At 58.4% G+C, this 15205-nt stretch carries 15 protein-coding genes and 1 pseudogene; 10 read left to right on the top strand and 6 right to left on the bottom strand.

The window, feature by feature from the left end; all coding sequences use genetic code 11:
- Nucleotides 1-64: 64 nt before the first annotated feature.
- On the bottom strand, nucleotides 65-313 hold the full coding sequence (locus AC1DPX_RS08490; protein ID WP_057143639.1) for a DUF6894 family protein: 249 nt from the start codon (nucleotides 311-313) through the stop codon (nucleotides 65-67).
- 304 nt (nucleotides 314-617) lie between these two features.
- Between AC1DPX_RS08490 and AC1DPX_RS08495 the strand changes: the two genes are divergently transcribed.
- Nucleotides 618-953 (top strand): hypothetical protein, encoded by a 336-nt coding sequence (locus AC1DPX_RS08495; protein WP_441935470.1) that lies wholly within the window; start codon nucleotides 618-620, stop codon nucleotides 951-953.
- A 99-nt stretch (nucleotides 954-1052) separates the two neighbouring features.
- Here AC1DPX_RS08495 and AC1DPX_RS08500 read toward each other — a convergent pair.
- Nucleotides 1053-1481 (bottom strand): annotated as a pseudogene (locus tag AC1DPX_RS08500) (integrase core domain-containing protein); the annotation flags it as partial.
- Nucleotides 1482-2719: 1238 nt separating this feature from the next.
- Here AC1DPX_RS08500 and AC1DPX_RS08505 point away from each other — a divergent pair.
- On the top strand, nucleotides 2720-3361 hold the full coding sequence (locus tag AC1DPX_RS08505) for a methyltransferase domain-containing protein (protein WP_477235881.1): 642 nt from the start codon (nucleotides 2720-2722) through the stop codon (nucleotides 3359-3361).
- A 27-nt stretch (nucleotides 3362-3388) separates the two neighbouring features.
- Here the strand turns inward: AC1DPX_RS08505 and AC1DPX_RS08510 are convergent, their stop codons facing one another.
- Together AC1DPX_RS08510 and AC1DPX_RS08515 are read right to left on the bottom strand one after the other, a co-directional pair.
- Nucleotides 3389-4585 carry a glycosyltransferase family 4 protein gene (locus tag AC1DPX_RS08510; protein WP_477235883.1) on the bottom strand — a complete coding sequence of 399 codons (1197 nt, stop codon included), beginning with the start codon at nucleotides 4583-4585 and terminating at the stop codon, nucleotides 3389-3391.
- The gene (locus tag AC1DPX_RS08515) at nucleotides 4585-5409 is read right to left on the bottom strand and encodes an amidohydrolase family protein (RefSeq protein ID WP_477235885.1); all 825 of its coding nucleotides are present in this window, start codon (nucleotides 5407-5409) and stop codon (nucleotides 4585-4587) included. Before AC1DPX_RS08515 ends, AC1DPX_RS08510 begins: the two co-directional genes overlap by 1 nt.
- 171 nt (nucleotides 5410-5580) lie before the next feature.
- Between AC1DPX_RS08515 and AC1DPX_RS08520 the strand changes: the two genes are divergently transcribed.
- The 3 genes from AC1DPX_RS08520 to AC1DPX_RS08530 are packed head-to-tail and all read left to right on the top strand — an operon-like array spanning nucleotide 5581 to nucleotide 9513.
- A complete protein-coding gene (locus AC1DPX_RS08520) occupies nucleotides 5581-6747 on the top strand; it encodes a glycosyltransferase family 1 protein (RefSeq protein ID WP_441935478.1) in 1167 nt (388 codons plus the stop codon).
- Nucleotides 6740-7870, top strand: coding sequence for a UDP-galactopyranose mutase (gene glf / locus AC1DPX_RS08525; protein ID WP_477235886.1), 1131 nt, complete (start codon nucleotides 6740-6742; stop codon nucleotides 7868-7870). Before AC1DPX_RS08520 ends, glf begins: the two co-directional genes overlap by 8 nt.
- 2 nt (nucleotides 7871-7872) lie before the next feature.
- Complete coding sequence (locus AC1DPX_RS08530) at nucleotides 7873-9513, top strand: glycoside hydrolase family 1 protein (protein WP_477235888.1); 1641 nt, start codon at nucleotides 7873-7875, stop codon at nucleotides 9511-9513.
- Between the two features lie 91 nt (nucleotides 9514-9604).
- Here the strand turns inward: AC1DPX_RS08530 and AC1DPX_RS08535 are convergent, their stop codons facing one another.
- Nucleotides 9605-10108 (bottom strand): YciE/YciF ferroxidase family protein, encoded by a 504-nt coding sequence (locus tag AC1DPX_RS08535; protein WP_477235890.1) that lies wholly within the window; start codon nucleotides 10106-10108, stop codon nucleotides 9605-9607.
- A 135-nt stretch (nucleotides 10109-10243) separates the two neighbouring features.
- Nucleotides 10244-10963 (bottom strand): Crp/Fnr family transcriptional regulator, encoded by a 720-nt coding sequence (locus AC1DPX_RS08540; RefSeq protein ID WP_477235892.1) that lies wholly within the window; start codon nucleotides 10961-10963, stop codon nucleotides 10244-10246.
- Between the two features lie 77 nt (nucleotides 10964-11040).
- Here AC1DPX_RS08540 and AC1DPX_RS08545 point away from each other — a divergent pair, with 77 nt between their 5' ends.
- The 5 genes from AC1DPX_RS08545 to AC1DPX_RS08565 all read left to right on the top strand — a co-directional run bounded on the left by AC1DPX_RS08545 (nucleotide 11041) and on the right by AC1DPX_RS08565 (nucleotide 15176).
- Nucleotides 11041-11382, top strand: a complete 342-nt coding sequence (locus tag AC1DPX_RS08545; protein WP_477235894.1) for a DUF6894 family protein — start codon at nucleotides 11041-11043, stop codon at nucleotides 11380-11382.
- 476 nt (nucleotides 11383-11858) lie between these two features.
- Nucleotides 11859-12008: a DUF2934 domain-containing protein gene (locus tag AC1DPX_RS08550; RefSeq protein WP_441936139.1), complete on the top strand. Its 150-nt coding sequence runs from the start codon at nucleotides 11859-11861 to the stop codon at nucleotides 12006-12008.
- 87 nt (nucleotides 12009-12095) lie between these two features.
- The gene (locus AC1DPX_RS08555) at nucleotides 12096-13880 is read left to right on the top strand and encodes a thiamine pyrophosphate-requiring protein (RefSeq protein ID WP_477235896.1); all 1785 of its coding nucleotides are present in this window, start codon (nucleotides 12096-12098) and stop codon (nucleotides 13878-13880) included.
- Between the two features lie 690 nt (nucleotides 13881-14570).
- Nucleotides 14571-14864: a DUF982 domain-containing protein gene (locus AC1DPX_RS08560; RefSeq protein ID WP_477237463.1), complete on the top strand. Its 294-nt coding sequence runs from the start codon at nucleotides 14571-14573 to the stop codon at nucleotides 14862-14864.
- A 123-nt stretch (nucleotides 14865-14987) separates the two neighbouring features.
- Nucleotides 14988-15176, top strand: coding sequence for a DUF982 domain-containing protein (locus tag AC1DPX_RS08565; RefSeq protein WP_477237465.1), 189 nt, complete (start codon nucleotides 14988-14990; stop codon nucleotides 15174-15176).
- Nucleotides 15177-15205: the final 29 nt, after the last annotated feature.

Below are 15205 nucleotides of genomic sequence, written 5' to 3' on the forward strand. Positions count from 1 at the left end.
ATCGGCAGGTCCACACCTCAAGCCGCGACCAGCCTAAAAACGTGACGTCCTTACGGTCGCCGGGTTAATGGCTTGCCATGGAAGGATGGCCCGGTGCATCCCTCCATTCAAGCGTGATGGTAAGGTGCAGATGGTGTCGGCCTGCTTCATCACAAACGTTGAATTCGAAGGCACGCTTGGTGCCGTCCGGATGTGATTCCCTCATGATCGCTGCAAGGGCCCGAAGTCCTGCCTCACGCGCGTCGTGCACGTCGACAAGATCGTTTGGATCAGCGATATCGGCATCCGGCACGTCGAAGAAATATCTCGCCATAGCCGTCTAATTTGCGGAATTGGAAAAGGTTCAATGTTGAATTTTTTCCGACCGCACGCACGAGCGATCCGCAAGGGTACCCCTTTGAACGAACAATTCGAACGGCAATGCCACTTCTTGGCACGTCGGAAGTTGTCCTGCTGTTCCAAGAATTGGCTGGGTCTCTCATTGGCCGGAACCTTTGAGACCAGTCAAGGTTGAACTGACGTACTACGTTTCATCGGTCCCTGCCGCTGGCCAAGATGTTCCTCGGCCGGCCCGCCTGTGGCAGGCAAGGGACAGACTTCCTTCCCCGAGGTGTCCTATGACGAACAACGTTCCCGAGAACCAAGCCCGACAAGGCCCTCTTGGCAGGCCCGTCCTTGTTGTGCTCATAGCCGCGCTGCTGCTAGCCATTGCCGCCTGGGGTGTCGCCGAAATCTATGGCGTGGTCATCAAAGGACCGTCGACAGACCAGCAAGACAGCCAGGCGCATGCGAGCACCAGTCCAAACCCGGCCTCGACTGATCCAGTTCAATCTCAGTCTGACAACAGCCAGCCGATAGACCAAAATCCCAAGGTGGACAAGAATCCAACACCGCAGTCCAGCACAGGCGGTGACCAGCAAGGGGTGCAGCCCTCACAACCCGCGGCACATTGATGATTAAATCGGGTCCACCGACGCCGACTATCGTCGTTAAGTTCTCGTCCGCATTGAATCGGTGCGGGCTCTGATCCGCAGGGATCCGCGCGACTGGGTGTTTGGTCCCAACATGTCATGGGTTGGGGTTCGATTGAAGGTTTCCGGCTTTTTGTCACTGAGTTGCCGGATGGCTTCGAAAGGGGTTTTGAATCGCAGCGCCTTGAGCTGCTTGGCATAGTTGTAGGCTAGCAGCCAGTCCCTGACGTGACGACGGAGGTCGATGATTGAGGCGTAGTGGAAGGATCTAACGGTCGCGTCTTTGATCGTCCTGACCATTCGCTCGGCCTGGCCATTGGTCCATGGGTGGTAGGGCTTGGTCCGACGATGCTCGATACCATTCTCTACGCATACGGCGCCGAAGATATGATCGACGAACCCACGTCCAGTACGCTTGTCATGCTGCACGAACTGCACCCCGTTATCCGTGAGCACGGTGTGGATTTTATAGGGTACCGTTTTGACCAAAGCCTTGAGGATCGCTGTAGCTCTGCTCGAACGGCGTGCGTGGTCTTGGCGCTGCCGTGAAGAAATTGGCCCATAGGGTTTCCCTCTGTGATCGCGACAACAATACGCCATCACACTCTGGGACTAAACACCTAGTCGATGTCGAGGAGGTTTATCAACCGGCCTGCTTGCCGCTGTGCGACCGCGTCTTTGAAAGCCACTGCAGCGGCATCGCATGCCGGCCTGGATGGCCCATAGAGATTTAGAATGATCACAGCGGACTTCTCGGACAAGGCGTGCTTCGATGCGAATTCATCTGCGCCGTATTGCCCCGTCCGCTCGTGTGACCTTCGGCCCTGCATTGCCCGTTCCTCGATCGCCAAGGTGGATCGGCGATCACAAAATTCGCGCGCATTGCGGCAAACGTCAAGACTTTAGCCGGCCGGCTTTTGCAACGGTAGTTGACCAATGACAATCGCTCGCCGTCTGTTGAACCGCGAGATACCGGTTGCTTAGGCAATTCGCTCTATTGGACATCGGGCCCACCCATGCGGTGAACGCTTCCCTCAGTGCATCTAAGCCAACAAGCCGCCAACAAGGGGCGACGTTACAGACCGACCTTGACGCGTCGAGACGAGCGTCCAATTCGCACAACTGCGCGATCTTTTCCTCAGTCGAAAGCATTACGTCTTCAGCTATCTTTTGAGCCTTGGTCTCGGCGAACATCACCATACCGAAGTGTCCTCAAGTGGAGGTCATCGGCAACGTTGATCGGTTACGGACGTTCCACAGCCTCGGTCGCAAATCGACGTCCGCCATAAAGCGACGCATCGCGCGAGCCTGCTCGATTTGAACGACATCAAGCCTGCTCCTGGAGGGAACAAATCATCTCCCGGAAAATTCCTATTAGGCATTTCTGAAATGCTTGAACGAGGAGGAAATGATGGGGTTTTTTGGGAAGTATTTTTCCGGCCTCTTGGGCAAAAAGGAACAGCCAGCAAAGCGCAGCGGCGACATGCGTAAGGCGACCGGCGCTGGTCCCGCTTTGGCAGCTCACTCAAAGGACGCAAAGACAACGGCTCCCAGCGGTCAAAATGCGACGGCAGCGAGGAAGAAAGCGGATGGCTGATCCAGAAGGACTCCGCAGAGATGCCTCACCGTTGTGCCAGCGATCTGCCCCCAGGTCGGGTGGGCCTGAACGGTGCGACCCGGTACGATCCTTGCTGCGCTACGCCCCTGCGGTTTAATCACACATGCGAACTATCCCGGCGCCCGGTACGGTGGTTTTTGGAGACCTCGGCGATATCGAGCCCCTAAGCCGTAAATTTGGCGGCGATCGCGGCACGCCACTTGACCGTTACTACATCGAGAGTTTCCTGCAGCGTCATGCGGAGGACATTCGAGGACGCGTCGCGGAGATCGGCGACAATGTCTACACGCTCCGTTTTGGTTTGGCACGAGTCGTCACTTCCGACATTATCGACTCACCCGAAAGCGCCAATCCTCAGGCCACGATTTGCATCGATCTCCAGAACGAGAAAGCCGTGGAGGCCGGGCGCCTTGACTGCATCATCGTGACCCAGACGCTGCACATGATCTACGACGTGCGTGGTGCAATTACTACGATCCATCGCGCCTTGGCACCAGGTGGCGTCGTGTTGGCGACGGTACCAGGCATCACTCCCATCGACGCGCAGGACGGGCCAGAAAAATGGTTCTGGGCCATGACACAGAGTGCCGCACGACGCCTGTTCGTGGAAAGGTTCGGGGCCGCCGGAGTGGAGGTACAGCAATTCGGCAACGTGCTTGCCGCCACAGCCTTTCTGCAAGGCCTCTCATTCGAGGAGATGGACCGCGCAAGCCTTGACGTTGTTGATCCGCTCTACCCTGTCATTACCGGAATCAGGGCCACCAAATTCTGATCCTGCTGTGCTCGTGCTACCCTGAGGTTAGGGAACGGAGTGGAGGCGCGCCTTGTCGGAACGAGGTCCCAGCAACTGACGGAAAATGTGGCTCGTCATAGTGGCCGACTGACGGATATCGAAGCTGGATTGCGCCCGCCTCACGCTCGCGCCAGCCATCGACTTTAGCCTGGCGGGATTGGATAGCAGCGAGATTGCCGCCAGGGCAACACCTTCCCAGTCGCCAGGATATTCCGAGACGATGCCGGGCCATTCGGTGGTTCCTATAAGAATCCCGGTCTCCCCCGCAGAGACGATTTCCGGGACGCCGCCGACGCCGATAGCCACGACCGGCACGCCAGATGCCATAGCTTCCAGAATGGTAAGCGGCATCGCGTCAGCGCGCGACGTATGCAACAGCAAATCTAGGGCCGGATAGATCCGATGGGGTTCGCGCGCGAGCCCGACCATATGGATGCGCGACTCGAGTCCCGCACGCCGAACGGTGGCAGTCAAATCCTTTTCCATCGACCCCGTGCCAACCACTGCGAAGTGCACCTCGGGCCGCCTTTGCAGTATGAATTCGGCTGCTTTGAGGAATTTGTCGGGGCCCTTTTCCCAGGCCAGCCTGCCAACGAACCCGACCAACATATCGTCAGCGGCGACGTTGATCGTTTGCCGGAATTCAAAGGGGTCAGCCGACATTGGATGATATATTGCGAGATCGACCCCGTTAGGAACGAGACTTACATTCTCAGGCGACAATCCCACCGCAAGTGCTTGCGACCAGGCTTCGCGGCACACCACAATGGTGTGGCTCCCGGTTGTGCGCGCCACACTGATTTCCTGCGGATGCAAGCTCATCCCATGCAGCGTAGCAACTGTCGGCGTCGCGCTCAGTCGGCCGGCCATAGCAGCCACGGTATGCGCGTTCATCAGGTGAGCGTGGAGCAGGTCGATACCGGTTTCGCGAACGAGCGTGCAGATGAGTTCGATTGTCTTCCAAGGTGGATCGTCACGCAGGGGCGCAATGTAGACGTCCCTGCCCTCAGACCGCAGCAATGCGGTGTATGGGCTTTCATACGGGCACAGGAGCGAGACTTTGAACTCGTTCGAGGGCAGGTTCGCAGCCAGATTGCGCACGTAATTTTCCATGCCGCCAACAATGGCGTTGCCCAAGACCTCAAGGATATGCGCGCGCTCATCGGTCTGGYCGCCTGGCAGGACACGCGGGGTCCGGGCCATCAGTTTCCTCCTTGCGACGGGTGCAGCCTCAGCCAATCCATTGCCGTCCCCGACATGATCGCAATTCGGTCATCGGATGCGACTTCGAGTTGATCTAGAATTGCCGTGACCTCGTCTATTGCCGCGTGGATGTGGGCACCGCTGCACGGCAAGAAACGGTCGCTGCCGAATTGCAGTGAGCGTGGGCCGATCACGTCGATCGCCTTGCGAAAGACCTCGCCGCGGTAGATCGGAGGCGGTCCAAAGGACAGGTCGAAGCGAAACTGGCTCTCGGCTGGCTCGACGCCATTGATCCGATCGATAACGCCAACTGCGTTGGCTTCGTCACACCATGGCCAGCCAAGGTGAGCCAAGGTGACGCGAAGGCCGGGGTGATCGCGAACCGCCTCGTAGAAGGATGGCCGGCAGAACCGGCCAGATCGGCCGTCAATGAAAATTCCGCTATGAAACAGGATGGGAAGATCTAGCTTTGCGGCGACCGCGTATACACGGTGAGCGCACTCATCATAGGGATACCATCCGGTCGGAACCATTTTCAGCGCGCGAATACCGGGGAGCGCAGCTGCCTCCTCAAGATCGTCGGCTGCTTGGGGATGCAGCGGATTGACAACCGCGAACCCGATGAGCCGATCCGTGTGGCCTTTGACAAGCTCGGAAAGGTACCGGTTGCCAGCGCGCAGCGACTCCCGGTCATTAAGCGAATAGGGTGGTGTCAGGAACGGCGCCAGCAGGAACGCGATATCCACGCCCGCATCGTCAAGTGATTGCAGTACATCCGCCGTTGTCTCGCGGCCCGACGTATGAAGATGTGCATCGACGATCATTGGCGCCTCCCCGCCGACAACTTACGGAGGCGAGGCCCGTTCCAGCCATAACGAGAAATCGTGGCGCCTTTGATGTTCGGCTAAGAAAGACAAAATTCCGCGTTGCCGTGGAACCCGATCTGCGAACGGAGCTTGATCCACCATAAGCCAACCCTAATGCGGATTGTTGCAATGGATCAGACTGTATCCAACCCCTTGCTCGTGCCTTTTGACAACCCACTCCTGATATGTTTTTCCCACCTGCGGTGGGACTTTGTTTTTCAACGCCCGCAGCATTTGATGACGCGCGCCGCGGCCGACTACGCCGTTGTGTTCTTCGAGGAACCCCTGTTCGAGCCTGTTCAGATGCCTATTCTGCGCCGCAAGGCGGTGGCGCCAGGCCTGGAAGTTGTGACGCCAATACTGCCGCAGTGTCACTCCGGAATTGAGGTCGACAGAGCTATCGCCATTCTGCTTGAGAATCTCGTCGCAGGCATCGAGCACGACCAGTTGTTGACTTGGTACTACACCCCCATGGCCCTGAAGTTCACCGATGCGCTGCAGGAGGATGTCTGCGTCTATGACTGCATGGACGAACTTTCTGCCTTCAAAAACGCGCCTCCTGAACTCGAGCGACTGGAAGAGCAGCTCTTTGGCAAGGCCGACGTCGTGTTCACCGGTGGAATGAGCCTTTATGAGTCCAAGCGCCGCCGGCATCCCTCCGTCCACGCGTTTCCAAGCAGCATTGACACGGCACACTTCCATCAGGCGCGCCGGCCTCAGGCAGACCCTGCAGATCAGCAGAGCATTGCGCATCCCCGCGTCGGCTTCTTCGGAGTCATCGACGAGCGGTTCGATATTGACCTCATGGCTCGAACCGCTGCAGCGATGCCTACCGTCCAGTTCGTCACGATCGGTCCAGTGGTCAAGATCGACCCGGCCACCCTGCCCGCCGGCTCAAACATTCATTGGTTGGGCGCCAAGCGGTATGCCGAGTTGCCCGGATACATGGCCGGTTGGGACGTAGGGTGGATGCCTTTCGCCTTGAACGATGCGACGCGTTATATCAGTCCGACGAAGACCCCTGAATTCCTTGCCAGCGGACTGCCTGTAGTATCGACTGCAATCGTTGATGTGGTGGAAACCTACGGCCGTCGCGGCTTGGTCGACATTGCTGACGCAGGCTCGATGCCAGCCGCCCTCGATGCCGCTCTGCGAAAGGGCTGTGAAACGGCCAAGGTCGACGCGTTCCTTTCAGGAATGTCTTGGGACACGACCTGGAGCACAATGCACGATTTGCTCAAGCCTGCGAAGGTTTTGCGTCATCAGGAATTCAGGAGCTTGGTCGACCATGTTTGATTGGCTTGTTGTCGGCGCAGGTTTTGCCGGAAGCGTTTTGGCAGAGCGCCTGGCCAGTCAGCGCGGAGAGACAGTGCTGGTCGTCGACCGTCGCAGTCACATCGGCGGCAACGCTTTCGATTGGTACGATGAAGCCGGTATTCTTGTGCATCGGTATGGGCCCCACATCTTCCACACCAATGCTGAGGCCATTGTCGCCTACCTGTCCCAATTCACGGCGTGGCATCCCTATGAGCACCGTGTGCTGGCAAAGGTAGATGGTCAGCTTTTGCCAATCCCGATCAATCTGGACACGATCAACCGCCTCTATGGCCTCGACCTGACCTCCGACCAGATGGAGCGGTTTTTGGCCGAACGCAGGGAGAGCGTGGAAGAGATCCGCAGCGCCGAGGACGTGGTCGTGGGAACGGTGGGGCGGGAGCTCTACGAGAAGTTCTTCCAAGGCTACACGCGAAAACAGTGGGGCGTCGACCCCTCGCAACTGAGCAAGTCAGTGACCGCGCGCGTGCCGACACGAACCAATCGTGATGACAGGTATTTCGCCGACACGTTCCAGAGCATGCCGGCGGGCGGGTACACACGCATGTTTCAACGGATGCTGGCCCATCCCAATATCAAGGTGATGCTGCAAACTGACTATCGCGAGGTTCGAGAAGTCATCCCCTATCGCCGCCTCATCTATACCGGTCCAATCGATGAATTTTTCGACTTCAGGCTGGGGAAATTGCCGTACCGATCGTTGCGTTTTGAGCACGTCACACTCGACACGCCACGGTTTCAGCCGGTCGCCGTCGTCAACTACCCGCAGACCGAGGCCTTCACCAGGGTCACGGAATACAAGCATATGACGGGACAGCACCATCCGCAAACCAGCCTGACCTACGAATATCCGACCGATGACGGCGATCCTTATTATCCGGTGCCCCGCGCCGAGAATGAAGTGCTTTACAAGCGATATGAGGCACTCCCTGCCCAGCAAACCGATGCGATTTTCGTCGGTCGGCTGGCAACCTACCGCTACTACAATATGGACCAGGTGATCGGTCAGGCGCTGGCGGCGTTCAATCGCATTCAGAAGACGGGCGCGCCGGAACTATCCCTTGCCAAGGGCGCGGCGGGATAGTCATGGTGGAAGTTTGGGGCGGTATTGAATGCAGTGTGGTTCGCGTCGGTGGCGTGATCCGCGATCAGCTCGCCGAAACCGGTCATTCAAACCGCATCGAGGATTTAGACCTCGTCGCTTCCCTTGGCATCAAAACGCTTCGATATCCTGCGTTGTGGGAACACGTCGAGGTAGTGGAGGGGCGGGATGACTGGAGCTGGCACGACGAGCGATATCAAAGGATGCGCCGTCTCGGCATCAGTCCAATCGCAGCCCTTATCCACCACGGGAGCGGGCCATCCTGGACGTCCATCCTCGCGCCGGATTTTGCAGAACGCCTCGCGGCGTTTGGAGGGCGGCTTGCTCTTCGGTACCCCTGGGTAAAGACTTTCACGCCGATCAACGAACCGATGGCAACCGCCCGTCTAAGCGGCCTTTATGGGTTTTGGCATCCGAACCGCGCTGACGAGCCAAGTTGCCTGCGGCTTCTTGTTGCCCAGTGCCGTGCGATAGCCATGACAATGCTGGCTATCCGAAAGGTCATCCCCGATGCCCGCCTTCTGCAGACCGAGGATTTCGGAAAGATTTTTGCGACGCCAAAGCTGGCATACCAGGCTGAGTACGAGAATGGCCGGCGATGGTTATCGCTGGATCTGCTTTGTGGGCATGTCGACGCGCGCCATCCGTTCCATGGGCGCCTCCTCGACGCTGGTATCGATCCTGACCATTTGGCCGATTTGGAGGCTGCGCCCTGCCCTCCGGACCTTATCGGCGTTGATTATTACCTCACCAGCGACAGGTTCCTCGAGCATCGTGTCGAACGGCATCCTCGAGAACCCGTTGGCGGTAACGGCACAGAACCTTATGTCGACGTCGCCGCTTTCCGCGCCGGCGTACCGGCCGGTGCACTCGGGTTTGCCTCCCGCCTGCGTGAGGTGTGGCGCCGCTACGCCCTGCCGGTGGCAATCGGAGAAGTGCACAACGCTTGCACCCGTGAGGAACAGCTGCGCTGGTTCATGGAGGGATGGCAGGGTGCAGTCGAATGCGCGGCTGAGGGCATTGACGTACGTGCCGTCACGGCTTGGTCACTGTTCGGCGCCGTGGATTGGAATTCCATGATGATGCGCGAGGATGGGTACTACGAATGTGGGGTGTTCGATGTGAGGGCAGACCTTCCGCGCAGAACAATTATGGCTGATGCCATCTCGGCCTTGGTGAATAAGCAGTCGTTCGGCCATCCCGTGCTTGCACAGACGGGCTGGTGGCGTGCGCCGCGCAAGAGGTTGGGAAAATCGCCGACAATCCGGCTCCGAGGATTTGACCGGCGGCTATCGATCCTGGGAGAATGTTGCAGCCGCCGGCGACTTCCAGCCAGAGCCGCATCCCAGCAGGCAGGATCGCCGAATGCATGGGTTGAGCTGAGCATAGGGGACAGCGGAGGCAGCTTACCAGTTGTCTTGTTTGCCAGCTATTGCTCCGGCAAGACTATCTCGCTCGCGGTGCGTGACGGTGTGGACTGGGTTGCCGTCTGCGACGCGTTCCTCGACCTTGTGATCGACGGACTTACCGGGACCTACGAGTTGGTTGCCGCAAATCGCGACAACCAGTACCGGGTCGCCGAACACCCGCCACCACATACCTCTGCCACGGCACATCAGCGCTGATCCATCCTGGTAACATTGCCGGCCGGAGCTATTGACCTGCCTAAAAAAGCGCGGCGGCGGGGAACGGTGATCCGCCGCCGCGCCTGGGATTTTATGGTGCTTGGCGGTTCACGCCGCTTTCGGCCATTTCGGTCAGTTTCTGGTCCGTCGCCCGCTCTTCCTCAAGCGTCTCCGCCAATATCCTGGCAGAGTCTTCATGTCCCAATTCCTTGGCCCAGGCGATCAGCGTTCCGTAGCGGGTCATCTCGTAGTGTTCGACCGCTTGCGCCGATGCAATCAAAGCCGCATCCAGCACCTGTTTGTCATCAACGTCACCGCTCACGTCGTCGGCTTCCTCAAGGATGCCGTCGATGGCCGGGCAATCGACGCCTTTCACGGCTTCGCCATGAATTTCAAATACCTGTTCAAGGCGGACGATATGCTCCCTCGTTTGTTCGAGGTGCTCTTCGAAGCCAGCTTTCAGGTCGGGGTCGGTCGCCTTTTCGACCATCTTGGGCAGTGATTTTTCGATCTGCTGCTCGGCATAGTAGATGTCCTGCAATGTGTGCACGAACAGGTCATTGAGCGTTTTGATGTCCTTGGAGAAAAATCCCATGGCGTTATCCTTTTTTTGTTCCAGTGGCAGTTGACACACACAGGCGACGGCGCGGGGGCGACCGCGGTTCAGCGCGTATCAGGGCGGCAACGTGCAATAAATGCGACGGTTCCGTTGCTGAGGTGATGGCGCCGGTTAGCGCGGATCTCGCACCATACTGAGGTAGGTCGGATCAAATTCCGCAATCTCCTGGAGGCGCTCCCAGTCGACAATCGTCAACGACTGATCCGCCCAGGTGATGGCGCCGAGCTTGCGAAGTTCGCCCACTATGCGATTCATATGAACGACCGACAGTCCCAAGACGTCGGCGAGTTCCGTTTGCGTTATCGGCAGGCGAAAACTCAGGCCAGTTGTGCGATTCACCACCTTCAACCGGACGTAAAGTTCGCAGATGAGATGGGCCAGATGGGAGATCTTTGACCGGCGTCCCATAGCAACGATCCATTCCCGATGGATCGCCCCGTCGACCAGCGTGTCCAACCAGAGAAGGCGCGTGAGATGTGGCGCGGTCTCCGTAATCTTTCGCAGCCGGTGATGATCGGCGAAAAGCACACGACAAGCCGACAAGGCGATAATGCCATGGTCCATGGTTTTGAGCAGGAAAGCGTGAAGGTCGACGAAATCGCCCGGCACCTGAAGCGACGTGAATTGTCGGCCGCCGTCCTCCAGCATTTTGTAGCGCGCTGCCAGTCCTTCGACCAGCAGGGTGCTGTAGGTCGGACGGGATCCGGCAGCCACCAGATCCTGGCCGATGGCGAAATCACGTCCGGTTGATATCGCCTGCGTTAGCAAAGCCCGTTCGGAATCTGACACAACATCGTGTTGTTCAAGCTGCAAAAAAAGAGATTCAAGCATCACGGCTCTCGCGGCTTAGGCGGAGATTGCCGCCTTGGCGGATCAACCCGGAAGAGCTGCAAGGCCGCCAACTCCAAATGCATTCGCCGGAACAATCTGATGTATTTTTTACCGAAACGCCAGCAGTGAAGGGACCACGATTCATCGAGGAGATTTATCTGATCTCTTGGGGTGGTCTCTCAATGAACCGATATTTTTTCGATGTTTACAACAGTGACGGCCAGGTTCTCGACGATGACGGCCAATTATTCGAGTCGCGCGACCGCGCCCGAGCCGAGGCCCTGCGAATCCTGCACGACATAGCGCGCGATGAGATGCCTGACCGCGACCTGGTCAAGCTTACAGTGAAGGTCAGGAGTGATGGCGGGGCACAGATGTTCGAAGCGTCTCTGATCCTGACATCGGGCTGGAGTGCTTAGGATCGTGGCACAGTCGCGCCGGGATGTTAGCAGCCACGACGAAGATGGCGGCGATCCGTTGTTGCCAGAGCCTTGCGAGAGGCCTTGCATAATCCAGCACCCAACGCTTCTAAGGCGTAGGCTCCCGGCACCACCACACCAGTCGCGTCCTAAGTTGTTCCGAGAGTTTTCCTTCGGCCATTTTTCGCGGAAAGAATGGACGAAATGGAACTTCATCGCGCTGTCGCAGTTCGGTCACTGATGTAGAAAAAAGAGGCATCGTCATGAGCAAAAAACCGAAAGACGGCCCACCGGGCACAACTGATCAGTCTCCGCGTTGGGAGGGTCCCCCGGAAACAAGGCCCCGGGGCTATCTCCCACCGAGTGATGACCCGAGAAGCAATCCGGACGCAGCTGGCGAGGTCCTAAAGGACTCCGACGGCGATCTGGGCGATGCTTTCGGCCGAGACCCGCCAGCGGACAGGCGAACCGATCGCATTCGAACCAGAGCTTACGAAATCTGGGAACGCGAAGGCCGTCGCCACGGCTCCCATGAACAGCATTGGCACCGAGCTGCGACAGAGATTGACGGCGAAGAGGCAGATGGCGCTGTGCCTGACGAGCCGAACGTTGAGCGGGATTCCTAACGCGCCACAATCGCTCCAACTCGCAGACCTGCTTTCTGCCAGTGATTGGCCTTTGCGTTCACAACAGCAGTTACAAGGTTCTTCCTCATGTCTCGGACCGTTGGCGATTTTCTTGTCTCACGCCTTCACGCCTGGGGCGTACGGAAGCTATTCGGCTACCCGGGTGACGGCATCAACGGCGTGTTCGGCGCGCTCAGTCGGGCGGAAGGCGCAATCGAATTCATCCAGGCCCGGCATGAGGAAATGGCTGCTTTCATGGCGTCCGCTTACGCCAAGTTTTCCGGCGAACTGGGGGTGTGCATTGCGACCTCAGGTCCAGGCGCTACGCATCTTGTGACCGGGCTCTATGACGCGCGGCTTGATCACCAACCAGTCCTTGCCATTGTCGGCCAGCAGGCGCGCGCTGCCATCGGCGGGCACTACCAACAAGAGGTCGACCTCGCGTCCCTGTTCAAGGACGTCGCCGGCGATTTCGTTCACCAGGCTGCCGTCCCCGGGCAAGTGCGCCATCTCATCGATCGCGCCATTCGGATCGCGCTGGCAAACCGCACGGTGACAGCGCTGATCCTGCCCAACGACCTGCAGGAGATGGCGTACGAAGAACCGGCGCGCGCGCACGGCCCGGTGCATTCCGGCATCGGCTACGCACCGCCGTTGATCGTTCCCCACCGTAACGATCTGGAGGCCGCGGCGAGTGTTCTTAACAACGGCAAACGTGTCGCGATTCTCGTTGGCGCTGGCGCTCTTGGCGCGACGGCGCAAGTGATTGCCGTTGCCGACCGCCTGGATGCTGGCGCCGCCAAGGCACTTCTCGGCAAAGCTGTGCTAGCGGATACCCTTCCCTGGGTCACGGGCTCCATAGGACTGCTCGGCACCGAGCCGTCCTGGGATCTTATGCGCGACTGTGACACGTTGCTGATGATCGGGTCGGGATTTCCGTATTCGGAATTCCTTCCGAAAGAAGGCCAGGCTCGAGGCGTTCAGATCGATATCGAACCCGGCATGATGTCGCTACGCTATCCCATGGAGATCAACCTTGTCGGCGACGCCGCCGAGACGCTCAAGGCCTTGCTGCCGTTCTTGAAGCAGAAGAAGGGCAAATGGCGCAAACAGGTCGAGAAGGGTGTTATCGAGTGGTGGAAGCTCCTCGACAAGCGGGCACACGCGAAGGCCGATCCCGTCAACCCTCAACTGGTCGCATGGGAACTGTCGTCAAGGCTGCCAGACGACGTCATCCTGACCAGCGACTCAGGGTCCTGCGCCAACTGGTATGCGCGCGATATCAAGATGAGACCTGGAATGATGGGCTCTCTTTCTGGCGGGCTTGCTTCGATGGGAGCAGCCGTTCCCTACGCGATCGCCGCGAAATTCGCCCATCCAGGTCGGCCGGTGGTCGGACTGGTTGGCGATGGCGCGATGCAGATGAACAACATGGCGGAGTTGATCACCGTAGCGAAATACTGGAAGGGTTGGGCAGACGGCCGGTTCGTCATCTGCGTCTACAACAACCAGGACCTCAATCAGGTCACCTGGGAACAGCGCGTGATGCAAGGCGATCCGAAATTCGAGGCCTCGCAGGATATTCCGGACGTGCCCTATCATCGGTTCGCCGAACTGATCGGTCTCAAGGGGCTGTTCGTCGATCGCCCTGAAAACCTTGCGGCTGCGTGGGACGAGGCACTCGCGTCGGACAGCCCGGTTGTGCTGGAGGTCAAGACCGATCCCGAAGTGCCGCCGCTGCCGCCACACCTTACATTCGCGCAAGTCAAAAACCTGACGGCGACGCTGGCGAAGGGCGACCCGGATGAAGCCGGCGTCATCCGGGGGACGGTAAATCAGGTGCTCAGTTCGATCTTGCCGGGCAAAGGCTAGAGTGCGATTGGTGCCCCGCGTTCGTGCAGCGACGGCTCTTTCACCTCATCTGGTCTGGAAAACACACGGGGGCTGTCGAACCCTCGGACAGGGCGGCTTTGGCACCGTTGTTCCACCCTCTGCGGTGGGCGGGCAAGGAAATCTTGATTACGGCCGCATGAATTCGCATGGAAGCTGGAGGCACCGCTGGCTGGGGTTCGATTGCCAATCGCGCCTTAAGCACAATCCCTCCCACCGGCTATCGTCACTCGATTCGCTTGATGCGACCTTTTTCAAGACGGAATACCCCCGAGTTGCCGCCCTGCTTTTCAAAATCTGTCTGAAGGTCGTCCCAAGTACCTAGGGATTCGCCGCAATCACTGCAGACTATCCACGTGTCGGGCTGAGCATCAGCTGGGATTCTCAGCCGGATGGTCAGGCAGTGTGGGCACTCGAGGCGATGATTGAGAAATCGGTTAGTCATGGCGGACGGCAATTTACGCTCCAATGCCCCGTTTGCAAGCGAGATGGTGTTGCCGAAAACCCTAGGCGGCGCGTCATCCCGACAATGGTTCAAGGCGAGGTGGTACGAATGAAACTCGCTAGGCCCGAAATCCTAGACCCATATCCGCTCCGGGTGATGACCTTTGACGGCTCGCCCACTTCAAAATTTATGGTTCGTACGACTTAGAGGATCCTATGAACGATCGGATGTTCGACAAACCTGTTTTTGTGCAGAGTGGGGACACCCTCATAGAGGGAATTACAGGCATCGAGGATGCCTTGGAGTTCCTATACTCGTGGCCGAAAGACAGACACGGGGTGATTTACGAAACTGCTCTTAGGGCTTGCCAGAGGGCATTTGATAGCGGGTATCCGCTGTCGGCTGCGCGCGAAGCATTTTGCGGCTTTGCAAAGTCAGCCCGGATTTACGAGGACGTGAGCACTGCTTCGCTGTGGACGATCCCGGGCAACCGGGGCCAAGGCGGCGGCTTGTCCGCTTAGTGGCATTGCGAAAAAAGGGGTTCGCGATGCTATCAAGACCTTTTGAAAAACCGATCCGCGTCTGGGTTGGATTTAGGCTTCCCCTGCCAACTCAACACAGTTGCCGACGCCTATCATTTTGCCATGGAATGGTGCGGCAATAGCCCGGAGCAGAAAGCGGCTATACGCACGTGTAAGGCTGCTCTGACTGGGGAAGTCGAAGCGGAGACTGCACGAGGCAAATTCATCGCCTTTGCTCGCAAGAAGGACATTCTCATGCAGGACGGTGACACGCCCTCGCCTCTTGGAAAACTGACGCCGACCCACGTTTGACACCACCGCAAAGCAGGCGGCCATCATCA

This window comes from Mesorhizobium sp. 01N446 (genome assembly GCF_056399285.1).

What these genes read in the sequence shown, in the direction of transcription:
- AC1DPX_RS08560 (WP_477237463.1), top strand. Translation starts at nt 14,571, where the DNA reads ATGTTCGACAAACCTGTTTTTGTGCAGAGTGGGGACACCCTCATAGAG.
- AC1DPX_RS08530 (WP_477235888.1), top strand. Translation starts at nt 7,873, where the DNA reads ATGGTGGAAGTTTGGGGCGGTATTGAATGCAGTGTGGTTCGCGTCGGT.
- AC1DPX_RS08490 (WP_057143639.1), bottom strand. Translation starts at nt 313, where the DNA reads ATGGCGAGATATTTCTTCGACGTGCCGGATGCCGATATCGCTGATCCA.
- AC1DPX_RS08540 (WP_477235892.1), bottom strand. Translation starts at nt 10,963, where the DNA reads ATGCTTGAATCTCTTTTTTTGCAGCTTGAACAACACGATGTTGTGTCA.
- AC1DPX_RS08515 (WP_477235885.1), bottom strand. Translation starts at nt 5,409, where the DNA reads ATGATCGTCGATGCACATCTTCATACGTCGGGCCGCGAGACAACGGCG.
- glf (WP_477235886.1), top strand. Translation starts at nt 6,740, where the DNA reads ATGTTTGATTGGCTTGTTGTCGGCGCAGGTTTTGCCGGAAGCGTTTTG.
- AC1DPX_RS08555 (WP_477235896.1), top strand. Translation starts at nt 12,096, where the DNA reads ATGTCTCGGACCGTTGGCGATTTTCTTGTCTCACGCCTTCACGCCTGG.
- AC1DPX_RS08565 (WP_477237465.1), top strand. Translation starts at nt 14,988, where the DNA reads ATGGAATGGTGCGGCAATAGCCCGGAGCAGAAAGCGGCTATACGCACG.
- AC1DPX_RS08495 (WP_441935470.1), top strand. Translation starts at nt 618, where the DNA reads ATGACGAACAACGTTCCCGAGAACCAAGCCCGACAAGGCCCTCTTGGC.
- AC1DPX_RS08520 (WP_441935478.1), top strand. Translation starts at nt 5,581, where the DNA reads ATGGATCAGACTGTATCCAACCCCTTGCTCGTGCCTTTTGACAACCCA.
- AC1DPX_RS08545 (WP_477235894.1), top strand. Translation starts at nt 11,041, where the DNA reads ATGCATTCGCCGGAACAATCTGATGTATTTTTTACCGAAACGCCAGCA.
- AC1DPX_RS08535 (WP_477235890.1), bottom strand. Translation starts at nt 10,108, where the DNA reads ATGGGATTTTTCTCCAAGGACATCAAAACGCTCAATGACCTGTTCGTG.